General features: G+C 58.4%; 17 protein-coding genes and 1 riboswitch. Of the genes, 9 read left to right on the forward strand and 8 right to left on the reverse strand.

Annotated elements, in window-relative coordinates; genetic code table 11:
* The first annotated feature begins 12 nt into the window (after positions 1-12).
* A riboswitch (Lysine riboswitch) is annotated at positions 13-183 on the forward strand.
* Positions 184-292: 109 nt separating this feature from the next.
* Both dapA and dapD read left to right on the forward strand, forming a co-directional pair.
* Positions 293-1,195, forward strand: a complete 903-nt coding sequence (dapA, locus tag ACH2EM_RS06155) for a 4-hydroxy-tetrahydrodipicolinate synthase (protein ID WP_395151256.1) — start codon at positions 293-295, stop codon at positions 1,193-1,195.
* Positions 1,196-1,258: 63 nt separating this feature from the next.
* The gene (gene dapD, locus ACH2EM_RS06160; RefSeq protein WP_395151257.1) at positions 1,259-1,951 is read left to right on the forward strand and encodes a 2,3,4,5-tetrahydropyridine-2,6-dicarboxylate N-acetyltransferase; all 693 of its coding nucleotides are present in this window, start codon (positions 1,259-1,261) and stop codon (positions 1,949-1,951) included.
* Positions 1,952-2,016: 65 nt separating this feature from the next.
* On the opposite strand, the gene ACH2EM_RS06165 is transcribed toward dapD, so the two are convergent.
* Positions 2,017-2,886 (reverse strand): DegV family protein, encoded by an 870-nt coding sequence (locus ACH2EM_RS06165; RefSeq protein ID WP_395151258.1) that lies wholly within the window; start codon positions 2,884-2,886, stop codon positions 2,017-2,019.
* Between the two features lie 256 nt (positions 2,887-3,142).
* Here ACH2EM_RS06165 and ACH2EM_RS06170 point away from each other — a divergent pair, with 256 nt between their 5' ends.
* Positions 3,143-3,724 (forward strand): hypothetical protein, encoded by a 582-nt coding sequence (locus tag ACH2EM_RS06170; RefSeq protein ID WP_395151259.1) that lies wholly within the window; start codon positions 3,143-3,145, stop codon positions 3,722-3,724.
* An 86-nt stretch (positions 3,725-3,810) separates the two neighbouring features.
* Here ACH2EM_RS06170 and ACH2EM_RS06175 read toward each other — a convergent pair whose 3' ends face one another.
* The 6 genes from ACH2EM_RS06175 to pyrB form a co-directional block, all read right to left on the reverse strand.
* Positions 3,811-4,518 (reverse strand): TVP38/TMEM64 family protein, encoded by a 708-nt coding sequence (locus tag ACH2EM_RS06175; protein ID WP_395151260.1) that lies wholly within the window; start codon positions 4,516-4,518, stop codon positions 3,811-3,813.
* Between the two features lie 286 nt (positions 4,519-4,804).
* Positions 4,805-5,542, reverse strand: coding sequence for a D-alanyl-D-alanine carboxypeptidase family protein (locus ACH2EM_RS06180; protein ID WP_395151261.1), 738 nt, complete (start codon positions 5,540-5,542; stop codon positions 4,805-4,807).
* Positions 5,543-5,620: 78 nt separating this feature from the next.
* Positions 5,621-6,340 (reverse strand): RsmE family RNA methyltransferase, encoded by a 720-nt coding sequence (locus ACH2EM_RS06185; RefSeq protein WP_395151262.1) that lies wholly within the window; start codon positions 6,338-6,340, stop codon positions 5,621-5,623.
* Positions 6,340-7,263: a 50S ribosomal protein L11 methyltransferase gene (gene prmA, locus ACH2EM_RS06190; protein ID WP_395151263.1), complete on the reverse strand. Its 924-nt coding sequence runs from the start codon at positions 7,261-7,263 to the stop codon at positions 6,340-6,342. The genes ACH2EM_RS06185 and prmA overlap by 1 nt, the downstream gene beginning before the upstream one ends.
* 164 nt (positions 7,264-7,427) lie before the next feature.
* On the reverse strand, positions 7,428-7,856 hold the full coding sequence (locus tag ACH2EM_RS06195; RefSeq protein ID WP_395151264.1) for an aspartate carbamoyltransferase regulatory subunit: 429 nt from the start codon (positions 7,854-7,856) through the stop codon (positions 7,428-7,430).
* Between the two features lies 1 nt (position 7,857).
* On the reverse strand, positions 7,858-8,772 hold the full coding sequence (gene pyrB, locus ACH2EM_RS06200; RefSeq protein WP_395151265.1) for an aspartate carbamoyltransferase: 915 nt from the start codon (positions 8,770-8,772) through the stop codon (positions 7,858-7,860).
* A 167-nt stretch (positions 8,773-8,939) separates the two neighbouring features.
* Between pyrB and ACH2EM_RS06205 the strand changes: the two genes are divergently transcribed.
* The 4 genes from ACH2EM_RS06205 to ACH2EM_RS06220 all read left to right on the forward strand — a co-directional run bounded on the left by ACH2EM_RS06205 (position 8,940) and on the right by ACH2EM_RS06220 (position 12,605).
* A complete protein-coding gene (locus ACH2EM_RS06205; protein ID WP_395151295.1) occupies positions 8,940-9,392 on the forward strand; it encodes a SpoVA/SpoVAEb family sporulation membrane protein in 453 nt (150 codons plus the stop codon).
* Between the two features lie 19 nt (positions 9,393-9,411).
* Positions 9,412-10,437 (forward strand): stage V sporulation protein AD, encoded by a 1,026-nt coding sequence (locus ACH2EM_RS06210; protein ID WP_395151266.1) that lies wholly within the window; start codon positions 9,412-9,414, stop codon positions 10,435-10,437.
* Positions 10,434-10,790, forward strand: a complete 357-nt coding sequence (gene spoVAE, locus ACH2EM_RS06215) for a stage V sporulation protein AE (RefSeq protein WP_395151267.1) — start codon at positions 10,434-10,436, stop codon at positions 10,788-10,790. The genes ACH2EM_RS06210 and spoVAE overlap by 4 nt, the downstream gene beginning before the upstream one ends.
* A gap of 183 nt (positions 10,791-10,973) precedes the next feature.
* Positions 10,974-12,605, forward strand: coding sequence for a Na/Pi cotransporter family protein (locus ACH2EM_RS06220; protein WP_395151268.1), 1,632 nt, complete (start codon positions 10,974-10,976; stop codon positions 12,603-12,605).
* Between the two features lie 213 nt (positions 12,606-12,818).
* Here the strand turns inward: ACH2EM_RS06220 and rpsT are convergent, their stop codons facing one another.
* Positions 12,819-13,082: a 30S ribosomal protein S20 gene (rpsT, locus tag ACH2EM_RS06225; RefSeq protein ID WP_395151269.1), complete on the reverse strand. Its 264-nt coding sequence runs from the start codon at positions 13,080-13,082 to the stop codon at positions 12,819-12,821.
* 188 nt (positions 13,083-13,270) lie between these two features.
* Between rpsT and gpr the strand changes: the two genes are divergently transcribed.
* Together gpr and spoIIP are read left to right on the forward strand one after the other, a co-directional pair.
* The gene (gpr, locus tag ACH2EM_RS06230; protein ID WP_395151270.1) at positions 13,271-14,074 is read left to right on the forward strand and encodes a GPR endopeptidase; all 804 of its coding nucleotides are present in this window, start codon (positions 13,271-13,273) and stop codon (positions 14,072-14,074) included.
* A gap of 75 nt (positions 14,075-14,149) precedes the next feature.
* On the forward strand, positions 14,150-15,298 hold the full coding sequence (spoIIP, locus tag ACH2EM_RS06235) for a stage II sporulation protein P (protein ID WP_395151271.1): 1,149 nt from the start codon (positions 14,150-14,152) through the stop codon (positions 15,296-15,298).
* Positions 15,299-15,331 lie beyond the last annotated feature (33 nt).

Genomic DNA, 15,331 nt, shown 5'->3' on the forward strand with positions numbered 1-15,331 from the left:
TGATTCAGATAACAAGATGATAGAGGTGCGGAACGGATGAGCGCTGTGGGAGCCGGCAGGCAGTGAGCACAGGGCGAGGCCAATCCGCCGAATTCGATGTTTGGGCACAAACATTGGGTGGGGCCATGGGAAATACCTGTGGCACTGTCTGAGGGCAAGGCCCACAGGTGCGCTATCCATTGCTGGCACAGCCAGGCAAAAGCATTCGGACTGTTTGCGGGAGCCGGCGGGGGCATTGGTGCGCCCCTGCCGGCTCCCTTGTTTTGCGCAAACGGAAAGGAGAAACACTTTTATGGCGAACATCCAGCAATTAAAGGGATCCATCGTGGCCCTGATTACCCCCTTTGCACCGGACGGAACGGTGGATTACAAGGCCCTGGGCCAGCTGATTGACTTTCATCTGGAAAACCAGACCGATGCCCTGCTGATTTTGGGCACCACCGGCGAATCCGCCGCCATGAGCCATGAGGAAGATGACGAGGTCTGCCGGTTTACGGTGGAGCGTGTGGCAGGCCGGGTACCTGTGATTGCAGGCAGCGGCTCCAACAGCACCCAAACCATGCTGGAAAAGAGCCTGAGCTTTCAAAAGCTGGGAGCGGATGGTCTTTTGCTGATTACCCCTTACTACAACAAAACCAACGAAGAAGGAATGTACCAGCACTTTAAAACCGTGGCCGATGCAGTGGATATTCCCTGCATCCTGTACAATGTGCCCGGCCGCACCGGCTGCTCCATCTCGGAGGATGTGGTGCGCCGGCTGGCGGTACATCCCAACATTATGGGCATTAAGGAGGCCTCCGGCAACCTGAGCTATGTGGCCAAGATTGCCCGGTATGTGGGGCCGGACTTTGCCCTGTACAGCGGCAATGACGACATGATTGTGCCCCTGCTCTCCCTGGGTGCCAGCGGTGTCATTTCGGTTCTGGCTAACATCCTGCCCCGCCAGACCCACCAGATGGTGATGGATTATCTGGAAGGCCGTCCCCAGCAGGCCCTCAAGGCCCAGCTGGAGCTGCTGGATGTAATCAACGGCCTGTTCCTGGAGGTAAACCCCATCCCCGTGAAGGAGGCCATGAACCAGATGGGCCTGCCTGCCGGCGGCTACCGCCAGCCCCTGGCTCCCATGGGCGAGTCCGCCCGCCAAACCCTCACCCAGGCACTGCGCCAGGCAGGCCTGCTGGAAGGAAAGGTTTGAAGTTGCCGCTGCAATATGCCATAATAGAAAGCATACACTCACAACGATAAGGAGAATTTTGCCATGAACGCAGAACAGATTATTCAATACATTGCAAACGCAGAAAAAAAGACCCCCGTTAAGGTGACCATTCAGGAAAAGGAACCCATCGACTACGGCACCGCCAAGGTGTTTGGCGCCGGTGCCAAAACCGTGTTTGGCGATTGGAAGGAGCTGGGCCCCATTCTGGAAGCCAATGCGGATAAAATTGAGGATATGGTGGTGGAAAACCAGTGCCGCAACTCCGCCATTCCCCTGCTGGACCTGAAAAACATCAACGCCCGCATCGAGCCGGGTGCCATTATCCGTGAGCAGGTGGAAATTGGCGATGCAGCCGTCATCATGATGGGTGCCATCATCAACATTGGTGCGGTAATCGGCAAGGGCACCATGATTGATATGGGTGCTGTGCTGGGCGGCCGTGCCACCGTGGGTGACCGGTGCCATGTGGGTGCCGGCGCAGTGCTGGCTGGCGTCATCGAGCCTGCCAGTGCCACCCCTGTAATCATCGAGGATGATGTGCTCATCGGTGCCAATGCAGTGGTCATCGAGGGTGTGCGTGTGGGCAAGGGTGCTGTGGTTGCTGCCGGCAGCATCGTCATTGAGGATGTGCCCGCAGGTGCTGTGGTGGCAGGTGTTCCTGCCCGCATCATCAAGTATAAGGACGAGCAGACCACCCAGAAAACCGCCCTGCAGGACGCTCTGCGTACCCTGTAATAGAACCGTGCAAAAAAGCCAGCTCCCTTTAAAGGGAGCTGGCTTTTTATGTATCCAATAGGCTTTTAGCGCACATCACCGCTAAAGAACAACGCCACCGCACCGGGGCCGGTGTGGGCACCAATCACCGGGCCAATGTTGGAAATGTGGATGTTCTCCACACCCATGGCACGGATTTTGTTGGCCACATAGTCGCAGTCCTCCCGGCAGTCGGAATGGCTCAGGAACACTACCTGCTGGCTTTTGTCCACCTGGCTTTGGGCAAACCGTTTTACAAGAGCATCCAGGCTGGCCCGGCGGCCCCGTACCTTTTCCATGGGTACCAGATGGCCCACAGCATCCACATGCAGCACCGGCTTAATGCCCAGCAGGGTACCAGCCAAGGCGGCGGCCCCGCTTACACGGCCGCCCCGCTTTAAGAACATCAGGTCATCTACGGTGAACCAGGCGCAGATGCTCTGCTTGTTTTCCTCCAGCCAGCGGGCCAACTGGGGCAGGGTGTAGCCCTGCTGTTTCAGGCGGGCTGCGTGGTACACCACCAGGCCCTCGCCCATACTGGCTTGCAGAGTATCCACCACTTCAATGGTGTTTTGGGGGTATTTTTCCCGCAGCTCCTCGGCTGCCAAAACAGCCGCCTGGCAGGTGCCGGAAAGCCCGCTGGAAAAGGCAAGGCACAGCACATCCTTGCCCTCTTTCAAAGCGGATTCAAAGGCTTCGGCCCAGTCGGCCTGGTTCACCTGGCTGGTGGTGGCCATCTGGCCGCTGCGCAGCAGGTCGTAAAATTCCTTGGGGGAGATATCCCGGTTGTCCGGGTAGTTTTTGTATTCCTTTCCTGCAACAGTAACGCTCAGGGGAACAACTTCCACCTGCATCTGCTGAATCAGCTCCACCGAAAGGTCGGTGGCGGAATCGGTAAACAGAACATAGTCCTTCATAATGGGTCAAATCCTCTCATCTAGTATCGGTGTAGTGGCTTGCGGCCGGTATTATTTGCCCTAAAGAATGATTGCTTATACATTTGTTAGTATAGCATAAACAGGCGTTGTGATACCACAAATTCCGCAAAACACCCACCCAAAAAGGAGGGCGGCTTAAAATTGACAACAAACAAGCAAGCGGAAGGATATAATGGCTGTAAGCGGTGTTTGCACAGCAATACAGGAACTTATAAAAAGTAAGGAGCAGCAATCTATGAGCACAAAGCGTATTTTTGCGGCCCTGGCCACTGTGATTGTAGGCGTTGGCCTGGCTGGATGCAGCATTCCGTCCGGCTCAAATGTTCCGGATGAGCCGGTGGCTTTCAGCGTAGGCGGGGTAGAGATTACGGTGGGCGAAACTCCCGTTGGCAAGCTGTACGATGCAGGCTTTGAACTGCGGGCTGCCGGCACGGTGGATGATCTGGACCATGCTATTCTGCTGGAGCCGGACTCCTACTACGATATGCTCAGTCTGCACAAGGCAGAGCAGGGCTACGGTTTGATTGACCTTGTAACCGGAACCGAAGCGGTGGAATTGGAGGACGGCCTGGTGGCGCAGGTTCACTCCACCGTGGACGAAGATCTGGATGCTTCCAATCTGATGGTGGAAGGCATTTGTCTGGCGGACCTTACGGTGGAAAAGGCTCTGGAAGCAGTGGAGGGGAGCCAGTATAACCAGCAGGAAAACAGGGTGGAGCGCACCACAGAGAACTACACCTTTGCGCTGACCTTTGCGGACGGAAAGGCAGTGGAGCTGACTGTGGCCTGCCTGTATGAGATAGACTACAATTCCTGATGTAGGCTTACCATTACAGCAAAAGCCCTCTGGCCCGTGGCAGAGGGCTTTTGCTGTATAAAAGATGGGGGCAGGCACAGGGCTGCTCAGGGATTTTTGTGCTGGTGCAGCCGCTGGGCTTTTTGGTGCAGCCAGCGGTGGATGCGGTCCTCATAATGAATGCACAGCAGCCCGGCGGCGCCGGTCATCACAAAAATTACAGCAGGCAGCCAGATGTGCCCCTCCGCCAGGCTGGCCCCGGCCACCGTGCTGGTTAGCACACTGGGAATGCGGGCCAGTGTGCTGATAAAAAAGAACTCCCTTGCAGGCACCGGTAAAAAAGGCCCTGCATAGGTGAGCATATCCTTGGGCGTACCGGGCAGAAAAAACAGCAGGTACAGCGCCTGCCTGCACCGCTCTGGCGTTTGCAGAAAGCGGTATTTCTGAAGGGCCTGGGCAGGGGCTGCCTGTGCCCCCAGCAGCTTCATGGCGGCGTAGATAAAGCCGCTGCCCAGCAAAATGCCCAAAAGGCAGATGGCCAGACCGCCCACGGGGCCAAACAAAGCCCCGGCCATCAGCTCCACCGGCTCGCCAGGCAGAACGGCCACCACCACCTGCACCACCTGTAAGCCCAAAAATACCACAATGCCCCAAAGCCCCTTGGAGCGCACCCATTGAATGAATGCATCCCGTGCCTGCTGGCTGGTGATGACGGCCCAAAGGTCTGCCCGCCAGTGCCAGATTGCAGCGGCACCTGCCAGGGTAACGGCCAGCAAAAACAGCCCGCTTGCCCATTGCTTGCGTGTTGGTTTCAAACAGGTTCTCCCTCCTTTGCTTGGGGGGCTCTTTGCCAGCAGCCGGCAAAGTGAAGGCCCGCTGCTGCTCTGCTGCCCCAAAAACAGAACAAACAGTGCAGCATCCAATTTTTGTAAATCATGGGTTTAGCCCATTATACTCCAAACCCACCGGCCCTGCAACCAAGTGTTCCGCAAGTTTTTTGAGGCTGGGCCCAATGGCCGTACCGCTGCCCCGGCAAACAAAAAGCCTCCGGCAGGAGGCTTTTTGCAAAAGGATTGTATCAAGCAGGGGGCACAGCAAGCATCAGGGATGCTGTGCGTGGTATTCTTCCAAGGTGAGCCCGGCACTGGTGATGGCCAAAGCGGCCTCCCGCCCCACATAGCGGTAGTGCCAAGGCTCGTAATCCACCCCGGTAATGGCTTGCTTATCCTTGGGGTAACGGAGGATAAAGCCATAGTCCGCTGCGTGCTGGCTGAGCCAGGCAAAGGCGGGGGTGGTGTCAAAATCGGCGGTTAAATCCGAATGGCTGCTGTACCAGTCGGCACTTACCAAATCCGCAGCAAGGCCCAGGTTGTGCTCACTGGTGCCAGGCCGGGCCACCAGCTGGGAAGCCTTTTCCTCCGCCTGGGCTTGGGTCAGCCCCTGATCCAGATAAAACCGGGTTTTGCGGGCAAACAGGGCGGTTTGCCGCTCAATGCTCCGGTAGCCGCTTACAAGATACAGGGGGCATCCGTCCTGCTGGGCAGCCTCTAGCAGCTGGCACAGGCTGTCCGCCGCACGGGCGTCAAACAGCCGCTCATCGTAGCCGGGAATGGCGGTGGTTTTGGGGGCGAAATCCTCTGGCAGAGGGTTTTGGCTGTTCACCAGCCGCAGGGCCCAATCTTCTCCAACGGACGGGGCATTTGCCGCAGCAGCACTGGAGCTGGCGGTGGGCAAAGGCGTGGCCGAGGGCTGTGGCTGGGATTCGGTGCGCAGGCTGCACCCGGTAAGGCAAAGGCAGCTGGCAGCCACCAGGGCGCACAAACAGCGAACAAATAGCATAGGGCAGGGAACTCCTTTCGGTGTAGACCCAGCGGCCCGAAGGCTGCTGTACCGTTAGGATATCCCTGCCCTATGCAGTTATTCCAGATTGCCTGTTAGGGTCATGACGGCGCTCAAGGCGGCCAGAGGGGCGGTTTCGCACCGCAAAATCCGCTGGCCCAGCCCGATAACAGTGGCTCCGGCCTCCACAAGGGCCTGGGCCTCCTGCTCGGAAAATCCACCTTCCGACCCGGTGATGAGGGCAATGCGTCCACCGCTACCCAGGCAGCTGCGCAGCGCCTGGCCCCCTTTTTCGTAAAACAAGAATGACTGGTCAAACTGGCTCAGCCGGGCACAAACCCCGGCCACATCCAGCGGAAGCTCCACCTGGGGCAGAATTCCCCGGCCGCACTGCTTGGCAGCCTCTGCCGCAATGCGCTGGTAACGCTCGTTCTTCTGCTCCTCTTTTTTGGGGGCAGCCACACAGTAGCGGCTGAAAAAGGGCACAATCCGCACCGCACCCAGCTCCACAGCTTTCTGCAAAATCAGCTCCAGCTTGTCCTGCTTGGGGTAGCCCACAAACACGGTTACTTCCACCGAAGGCTCGGCGGCGCAGGGCTGCCGCTCCAAAATGGAAAACTCCACGGCCTGGGGCTCAATGGCGGTGATGGCAGCGGTGTAGTCGGTGCCGGCGCCATCGCACAAAATCACCTGCTGGCCCACCTTGGCCCGCATCACCCGGCCCAGGTGATGGGCGTCCGGCCCTTCCAGCCGGGCGGCGTCTCCCTCAATCAGGGTGGTGAAATACCGGTGGGGCATCAGGCTTGCCCTCCGTTTTGGCACAGAATGGCCACCCAGCCGTTCTGCTCCTTTACTTCCACCACCTTCAGGCCGGCCGCAGCCAGACCCTCTACCACCTCGTCCCGGCGGGTGTCAATGATGCCGCTGGCAATGAACCAGGCACCGGGAGCCATCAAAGGCGGCACATGGGGGGCAAGGCTCAAAATGGCATTGGCCACAATGTTGGCGGTAATCAGGTTGTACTGGCCCTGGGCCTGGTCCGAAAGGTTGCCAATCAGCACCCGGAACTCCTTGTCCACCCCGTTGAGCTGGGCGTTTTCGCCAGCGGTGCGCACACACATGGGATCAATGTCCACACCGTCAGCGCTGGCAGCACCCAGCTTGAGGGCGGCAATGGCCAGAATGCCGCTGCCGGTGCCAATGTCCAGCACCCGTTCGCCGCCCTGCACCAGCTGATCCAGGGTTTCCAGGCAGAGGGCGGTGGTTTCGTGGGTGCCGGTACCAAAGGCCATGCCCGGGTCCAGCCGAATGACGGTGCGGTCGGTTTCAAACTCCTCCCAGCTGGGCACAATGGCCAGCCGGTTGCCCAGGGTCAGGGCATGGTAGTAGGCTTTCCAGCCGGTTTCCCAGTCCTCCTGCTCCACCCCGTTGGTGGACAGGGTATAAGGCACCTCGCTGGCAGCCAGGCGGCTCTGAAGCAGTTCGATAACCTCGGCGGGGTTTTCGTCCGGAGCCAGGTACAGGTGCACCAGCACCTTGTCCCGGTCCTTGTCCAGCAGCTCCTGCTCAATCAAATCGATGTGGGCAATCTGCTGAACCTGGGCTTCCAGGTCGGAGTAATCTTCAATGTAAATGCCGCCGCCGGAAATACCGGTGGCAATGGCCTCTGCCGTTTCGGCATGGGCCTTGGGTACGGTGATGCAAAGATCGGTCCACTGCATAAAAAATACCTCGTTTTTAAAGTAAGGCCCCGCACCCGGCACAGGGGGTGGGGCTGCTGCTGTTTATTATAACACGCAAAGCCGCCAAAAGATACAGCCTTTAGCCAAGCCGCACACGGCAAAAAAGCCGCAGCCCGGCTGGGCTGCGGCTTGCAGAAAAGCAGTTATTCCGCTCCCTGGTAGCGGTGCTCACACCAGGCGCAGCGGTAGATGCCCCGGGCAGCATCGCTCAGCACAAACACATGGTCCAGCTCCTGCTCTACGCTGGTGATGCAGCGGGGGTTCTTGCAGCGCACCACATTCACCACCCGCTGGGGCAGGCTCAGGTGCTTTTTTTCCACAATGGTGTCATGGTCCACAATGTTCACCGTGATGTTGGGGTCGATAAAGCCCAGAATATCCAGGTCGATGTCAATGCGGTCTTCAATTTTGATGATATCCTTGCGGCCGGATTTTTTGCTGCGGGCATTTTTGATAATGGCCACGCTGCAATCCAGCTTGTCCAGCTCCAGCGCCTGGTAGATTTCCATGGCCTTGCCCACCTGGATATGGTCAATTACAACGCCCTTTTGCAGGCTGTCAATGTTCAGCATATTACTCTACCTCCAGCAGTTTCATAATCAGAGCCATGCGCACAAACCGGCCAAACCGGGCCTGGCGGAAGTAGGCGGCACGGGGGTCGTCGTCCACCTCCACGCTGATTTCGTTCACACGGGGCAGCGGATGCAGCACAATCATGTCCTGCTTTGCCAGCTGCATCTTGCGGGCATCCAGAATGTAGCTATCCCGCAGGCGGATGTAATCGTCCTCGTTGAAAAAGCGTTCCCGCTGCACACGGGTCATGTACAGGATATCCAGCTGGGGCATGGCATCCTCCAGCCGCTGGGTCTCCACAAAATCAAAGCCGCCCTGCTCCAGGTCACTGCGGATGTAATCCGGCAGACGCAGCTCCTGGGGACTGATGAGCACAAACTTCACATTGCTGTACCGCATCATGGCCCGAATCAGGCTGTGCACCGTGCGGCCAAACTTCAAATCGCCGCACAGGCCGATGGTCAAACCGTCCAGACGGCCCATCAGCTGCTGGATGGTCAGCAGGTCGGTGAGGGTCTGGGTGGGGTGCTGGTGGCCGCCGTCCCCTGCGTTGATAAGGGGGCAGTCGATTTTGCTGGCAGCAACCGCTGCGGCGCCCTCCTTGGGGTGGCGCATGGCAATAATGTCGGCATAGCACTCCACGGTGCGTGCAGTATCGGCCACGCTTTCGCCTTTAGCAGCACTGCTGGAATTTGCCGAAGAAAAACCCAACACCTGGCCCCCTAAGCTGAGCATGGCAGACTCAAAACTCAAACGGGTTCGGGTGCTGGGTTCAAAAAACAGGGTAGCCAGAATCTTGCCGTCACACTTGTGGGTAAAGGCCTGGGGCTGTTCCAGAATACGGCCGGATAAAGCCAGAATCTCGTCGATTTCCTGGGTGGTAAGGTCCAACGGACTGATGATGTGTTTCTTCATGGAGCACAAGAGCCTCCTTCGCAGAATTTTTTTTATTTTACTATAAGCACCCGCTGAAATGCAACCAAAAGTTACAAAAAATTGTGGCGTACATAAAGAAAGGGGCCGGCGGCCATACTGTTAAAAACAACCAGGGGCGCTGGCCCCTTGAAGGAGGATGCTCAATGATGAATACCACACCCCAGGAATACCAGGCGATGAGCAAAAAGGCCAGTCCCCGGTCCCGGCTGGGGCAAAACTGCCTGTGGGCCTTTGGGGTAGGGGGCAGCATCTGCCTGCTGGGCGAGGTGCTGCGCCAGATTTACCTGGCCCAGGGCCGTACCCTCACCGATGCCGCCACCCTGGCCAGTGTTACGCTGGTGGCCCTCTCGGCCATAACCACCTCACTGGGCTGGTACCAAAGGCTGGCGGCAAGGGGTGGGGCAGGCACGCTGGTGCCCATCACCGGCTTTGCCAATGCGGTGGTCAGTCCCGCCATTGAGTTTAAATGCGAGGGCTTTGTGCCTGGAGTAGGCGGCAAAATGTTTTTGATTGCAGGGCCGGTACTGGTGTACGGGCTGGCAGCCAGTGCCACCTGGGGTGTGCTGTACTGGATTCTGCGCCCCTTCGGCCTGGTATAAGCGAAAAGGAGTTGTTTGCATGAAATCCATTCAGCGCATGGGCGATACCTTGTGCTTTACCTGCCCGCCCAGTCTGGCGGAGTTTGCCGCAGTGGGCGGCAAAAAAGAGAGCGAAGGCCCCCTGGCAGCACAGTTTGATTTGTTGTTCAGCGAGAACACCATGGGAGAGGAAAGCTGGGAAGCAGCCGAGCGCAGCTTGCAGCGGCACTGCCTGGACCTAATGATGAAAAAAGCCGGCCTGGACCAGGACCAGCTCCATCTTATCTTAGGAGGTGACCTGCAGAACCAGTGCACCGCCACTGCCTACACCATGAGGCAGGTTCAGGTGCCCTTTGCAGGCCTGTATGGTGCTTGCAGCACCATGGCCCAGGCGGTGGCCCTGGCCGCCTGCCTGGCAGCAGGAGGAGCCGCCGACCGGGTGGCGGCTCTCACCAGCAGTCACTTCTGTGCAGCGGAGCGGCAGTTCCGCACCCCGTTGAATTACGGGGGCAAGCGAACCCCCACGGCCCAGTGGACCGCCACCGCTGCGGGGTGCTGCCTGGTGCAGTCCCAAGGCCCGGCACCCTATGTCCAGGCAGTAACCTTTGGCCGGGTGGTGGACTACCAGATTACGGATATTAACAATATGGGTGCTGCCATGGCCCCCGCTGCCGCCAGCACCCTGCTGCATTATTGTGCCGATACCGGCCGCAGCCTGAACCAGTTTGACGCAGTTTACACCGGTGACTTGGGCCTGGTGGGCAGCCGACTGCTGGTGGAGCTTTTAAAAAAGGAAGGCATTGAGCTAAAGAATCACCAGGACTGCGGCCTGCTGCTGTACGACCGCAGCGTTCAGCAGGTGCAGGCGGGAGCCAGCGGGGCGGGCTGTTCCGCCAGTGTGCTTTGTGGCCATGTGCTGCCCCAGCTGCGCAGCGGTAAGCTGAACCGGGTGCTGTTCCTCTCCACCGGTGCCCTCATGAGCCAGATTGTGTTTTTGCAGGGGGAAAGCATACCCGGCATTGCACATCTACTGGATTTAAGTTCACAAGGAGGAGTACAGCCATGACCTATATATGGGCATTTGTGGTGGGCGGTCTGCTGTGCGTAGCGGGCCAGATTTTGATTGACCTTACCTCCATTACCCCTGCACGGGTACTGGTGGTGTATGTGGTGGCAGGAGTGGTGCTTTCGGCCATTGGTCTGTACGACCCTCTGGCCGAACTGGCCGGGGCCGGGGCCACGGTGCCGCTCATTGGGTTTGGGCATCTGCTGGCCCAGGGCGTGATGGACGCTGTGGAAAAGATGGGCCTGCTGGGTGCTCTGGTGGGCGGATGTACCGCCGCCAGTGCAGGCATTACCGCAAGCCTTCTGTGCGGGGTGGTGGCCGCAGTATGCGGCTGTTCCAAGGACCAGAACTAACAGAAATCTGTTAAAAAAATATCGTAAATGAAAAGAATATGTAAAATCTTGCCCCGGTTAGTTGACCGGGGCTTTTCTTTTGGGGTATCGTTGAAATGTTGGTTAACTTTTTGTTAAGCAATTGTTAAAATCTGGTAACGGAAAAAGGAATATTTACCATTTAGCACTTAGGAGGAATTATCCATGCAGCTTACCAATGTGTTGACTCTGCTGGGTGGCCTGGCGCTCTTTTTGTATGGCATGCATATGATGAGCGGCGGCCTGGAAGCGGCAGCTGGCAACCGAATGAAAAGCATTTTGGAAAAACTCACCGCCAACCGGTTTTTGGGTGTGGCTGTGGGTGCGGTGATTACGGCTGTGATTCAGTCGTCCAGCGCCACCACGGTTATGGCAGTGGGGTTTGTAAACAGTGGCCTCATGAGCCTGCGCCAGGCGGTGTGGATTATCATGGGTGCCAACATCGGCACCACCATCACCGGCCAGCTCATTGCCCTGGATGTGGGGGCCATTGCACCCCTGTTTGCCTTTTTGGGCGTGGCCCTGGTGGTGTTTTTTAAAAATCCCAAGCTCCACAATTACGGCAGCATCGTAGCCGGTTTGGGTGTTCTGTTCATCGGTATGGACATGATGAGCGGCGCCATGAAACCTTTGGCCAACGAGCCGGCCTTTGTGTCTCTCATGACCCGGTTTGAAAATCCCCTGCTGGGCATTGCGGCAGGCGCCGTGTTTACGGCTCTGATTCAGTCCTCCAGTGCCAGCATTGGCATCCTGCAGGCGCTGGCAGGCAGCGGGGCCATTCCCTTTTCCGGCGCGGTGTATGTGCTCTTTGGCCAGAACATCGGCACCTGCATTACCTCGGTGCTGGCCAGCATCGGCACCAGCCGCAACGCAAAGCGCACCACCATCATCCACCTGATGTTTAACATCATTGGTACTGTGGTGTTTACCACCCTGTGCATCCTCTTGCCGGTGGCAAACTGGGTAGCAGCCCTCACACCCGGCGCAATTCAGTCTCAGATTGCCAATATGCACACCCTGTTCAATGTGGTAACAACCATCCTGCTGATTCCCTTCGGCAACAAGATGGCAGACCTGGCCGAGCGCATCCTGCGGGATGAGCCGGAACCGGAACAGGAAGGCCAGATGGAAAGCAAGGGCCTTGCCTACCTGGACAAGACCACCCTGGGTTCCTCTGCTGTGTGGCTGGGCAACCTGCAAAAGGAGCTGGGCCGTATGCTGGACCTGACCCGGGGCAATGTTTCCGCTGCATTCCAAACCGTGCTCAGCGGCCCGGATGAGGCAACCGCCAAGGCCGAAGAAACCGAGGAGCTGGTGGATTTGCTCAACAAGGAAATCAGCAGCTATGTATCCAAGGCCATGGTACGGGAGACCAACGCCGAGGATTCCGCCGCAGTGGCAGCGGGCTTCCGCATTGCGGGCAACATCGAGCGCATCAGCGACCATGCCATGAACATTCTGGGCTACGGCAAGCGGATGGAGCAGGAAAACATTCATCTGTCCGAGCCTGCTATGCGGGAACTGATGCAGATGAAGGAGATTTGCGAGCGTGCTCTTAGCGCCCTGCATGGAGAAATCAGCCTGCCCCAGGCCCAGCAGCTGGAGGATCACATCGACGATTTGACCCACCAGTACCGCAAGGCCCATATTCAGCGCATGAAGGCTGGCCAGTGCAGCGAAGAAGCCTGCATTTTGTACTCGGAAATCCTCACCGACTTTGAGCGTGTGGGCGACCATATGCTGAACATTGCAGAGGAATTGAGCGCAACCAACCAGACCCTGGAAATGGATGCATAACCCTGCACAACCCATTATTATTGCACAGTAAAAAGGGCTGCCGCTTTTGCGGCAGCCCTTTTTGGTTGACGAATTGATGGATGGAATAGCTTGGGGCAGCGGCCTTTACGGCACAGCCCAAGGCTCCAGCCAGGGGCGGCATCCTGAAATGTTTAAAAAAGAGCAAAACAAAAGGCCCGCCCACAGGGGGCAGACCTCTAGTTTCGTCGAAAATCAAGCATTCGCCTTGTTAGCGCGCTTCGCCATACGGCTGATTTTGCGGGAAGCGGTGTTCTTATGCAGTACACCCTTGCTCTTAGCCTTATCAATAGCGGAGATAGCAGCAACAACGACGGCATCCTTATCAGCTGCGTTAGCAGCGATGGCAGCGTCTGCCTTCTTGACGACTGTTTTCAGGTTGGACTTAATCGCTTTGTTGTGAAGGGCTTCCTTCTTGGACTGAACGACACGATCCTTCTGCGATTTAATGTTAGGCATTCGTACCACCTCCTTGTCACCCATAACAGTGCAACTTATGATACCATATTCAAACACGCTTGACAAGCCCTTTTTGCACTTTTTATGGAGAATTTTTTGCGGTTTACCAGTCAAAACTGGGTTTATCGCCCCTAATGGGGAGAAAATCAGGGCAAAATCAACCTGATTTGGCCAAAGGAGGAAATGATATGGCACTTTACACGGATATGGCGGACGAAATTTACCGCCCCAAGGGCAAGGTACCATCCGGCGTTACGGTGCATACCGCCCGCACCGGCCCGGTTACGCTTACCCGGGTGCAGATTGCCCGGCCGGGCCTGGAGCGGCCGGTGGGCCGGTACACCACCCTGGAGCTGCCCACGCTGGCGGCGGTGGACCCCCAGGACCAGCAGTACATCCAGGCGGTGGCACAGGAGATTAGCCAGCTGCTGCCCCCAGAGGGGCTGGTGCTGGTGGTGGGGGTGGGCAACCGGCGCATTACGGCAGATGCCCTTGGCCCCCGCACCGCTGGCGGTGTGCTGGTCACCCGCAATGTGGCACCCCAGGCAGCCACCCAAACCCTGGGGCTGCGCCCGGTGGCGGTGGTCAGTCCGGGGGCTTCGGGGTCAACTGGGGTGCAGCTGGCAGAGCTGCTGGCCGGGCTGGTGCGCACCATCCGGCCCTCGGCGGTGGTATGTGTGGACAGCCTTTGCACCGCAGACCCCCACCGGCTGGGCCGCACGGTACAGCTGAGCGATACCGGTTTGCGGCCTGCCCAGCCGGGCAGCAGCCGCTGTGTTACCCGGGCGATGCTGGGGGTGCCGGTTCTGGCTTTGGGGGTGCCTACCCTTGTGGAGCCGCCCCAGCAGGGGCAAGGGGAAGGGGGATTGATTTTGGTGCCCCGCCAGCTGGATCAAATCGTGCGCAAGGGGTCTGCCCTGCTGGCCGCTGCGCTGAACCAGGCCTTACAGCCTCGGCTTTCTGCCCAGGAGCTGCGCTGGCTGTGCAGCTGATGCCCTCCAGGCATATCCGCCGCCCGGGGGGCATACAGTGTTGGAGTAACACCAACACAAGAAGGAGGCGGAACGATGGTGCAAAATCGCTGGCGGCATCGGCTGGGTACGGCGGTGGTTACTCTGGCTATGGGGGCCGGGGTGGCTACCGCTGTGTATGGAGTGGGCTTGCCCTCCATGGGCGGGTCTTTGGTGCTGGCCGCAGGCTTTTTGGCGGATCCGGTGCATCTGGTGCAGAGCGTGGAGCAGATGGTTGCCCAGCTGCCCACACAGCCGCAGCCTTCCGGGCAGCCGGTGGCAGCGCCCGTCACCCCCAGCGCCGAGCCCACCCCGCAGCCCACCCCCCAGCCGGAACCCACCCCTCAACCGGAGGGACAAGCCGACCCGGAGCCAACCCCAACGGATCAGCAGCCCCCGGAAGGTGCGGGTCAGATTGTGGAGCAGCACTACGAGCCGGGCACCGGCACGCTGTTTGTGCAGGTGGGCGCCGGTGTTATTAAGAACAACACCACGCTTTCGGCCCAGGAGGTACTGGAAGCTGCCCAGCAGGGGCTGCCTTTTACAATCGAACCGGGCAGCAGCGAGCCCCAGGTGCTGATTATGCACACCCACACCACCGAAACCTTTGAGCTGGAGCGGAAAAGCTGGTACGACCTTTCCTCCACAGCCCGCACCACCGACCTTTCCCTTAACATGGCGGCGGTGGGCGAGGCCATGGCCCAGGAGCTGAACCAGGCGGGCATTGTGACCCTGCACGACACAACCCTGCACGATTACCCCAGCTACAACGGCAGCTACGAGCGCAGCAACGCCACGGTGCAAAGCTACCTGGCCCAGTACCCCAGCATTAAGGTGGTGCTGGATGTTCACCGGGATGCCATCGAGCCGGCCAGCGGCCAGCGGGTCAGTGCCATTGCCCAGGTGGAGGATCGCACTGCGGCCCAGGTAATGATTATCTGCGGGGCAGACAAAAACGGAAACCTGCCCAACTTCCGGCAGAATCTGGGCTTTGCCGCAGCCTGGCAGAATGCCATGGAATCCCTCTATCACGGCCTTACCCGGCCGGTGCTGCTGGATTACCGTTATTATAACCAGGATTTAAGCACCGGCAGCCTGCTGATTGAGGTGGGCAGCCACGGCAACACCCTGGAACAGGCGGTGTATTCCGGCCAGCTGGTGGGCAAGGCGTTGGTTCAGCTGTTTTTGCAGGATGCAGGTAGTTGACAAAGCCCCAGTGGAAGGGTACAATACAAAGCA

The organism is uncultured Allofournierella sp., assembly GCA_944382705.1.
Taxonomy (GTDB): domain Bacteria; phylum Bacillota; class Clostridia; order Oscillospirales; family Ruminococcaceae; genus Allofournierella.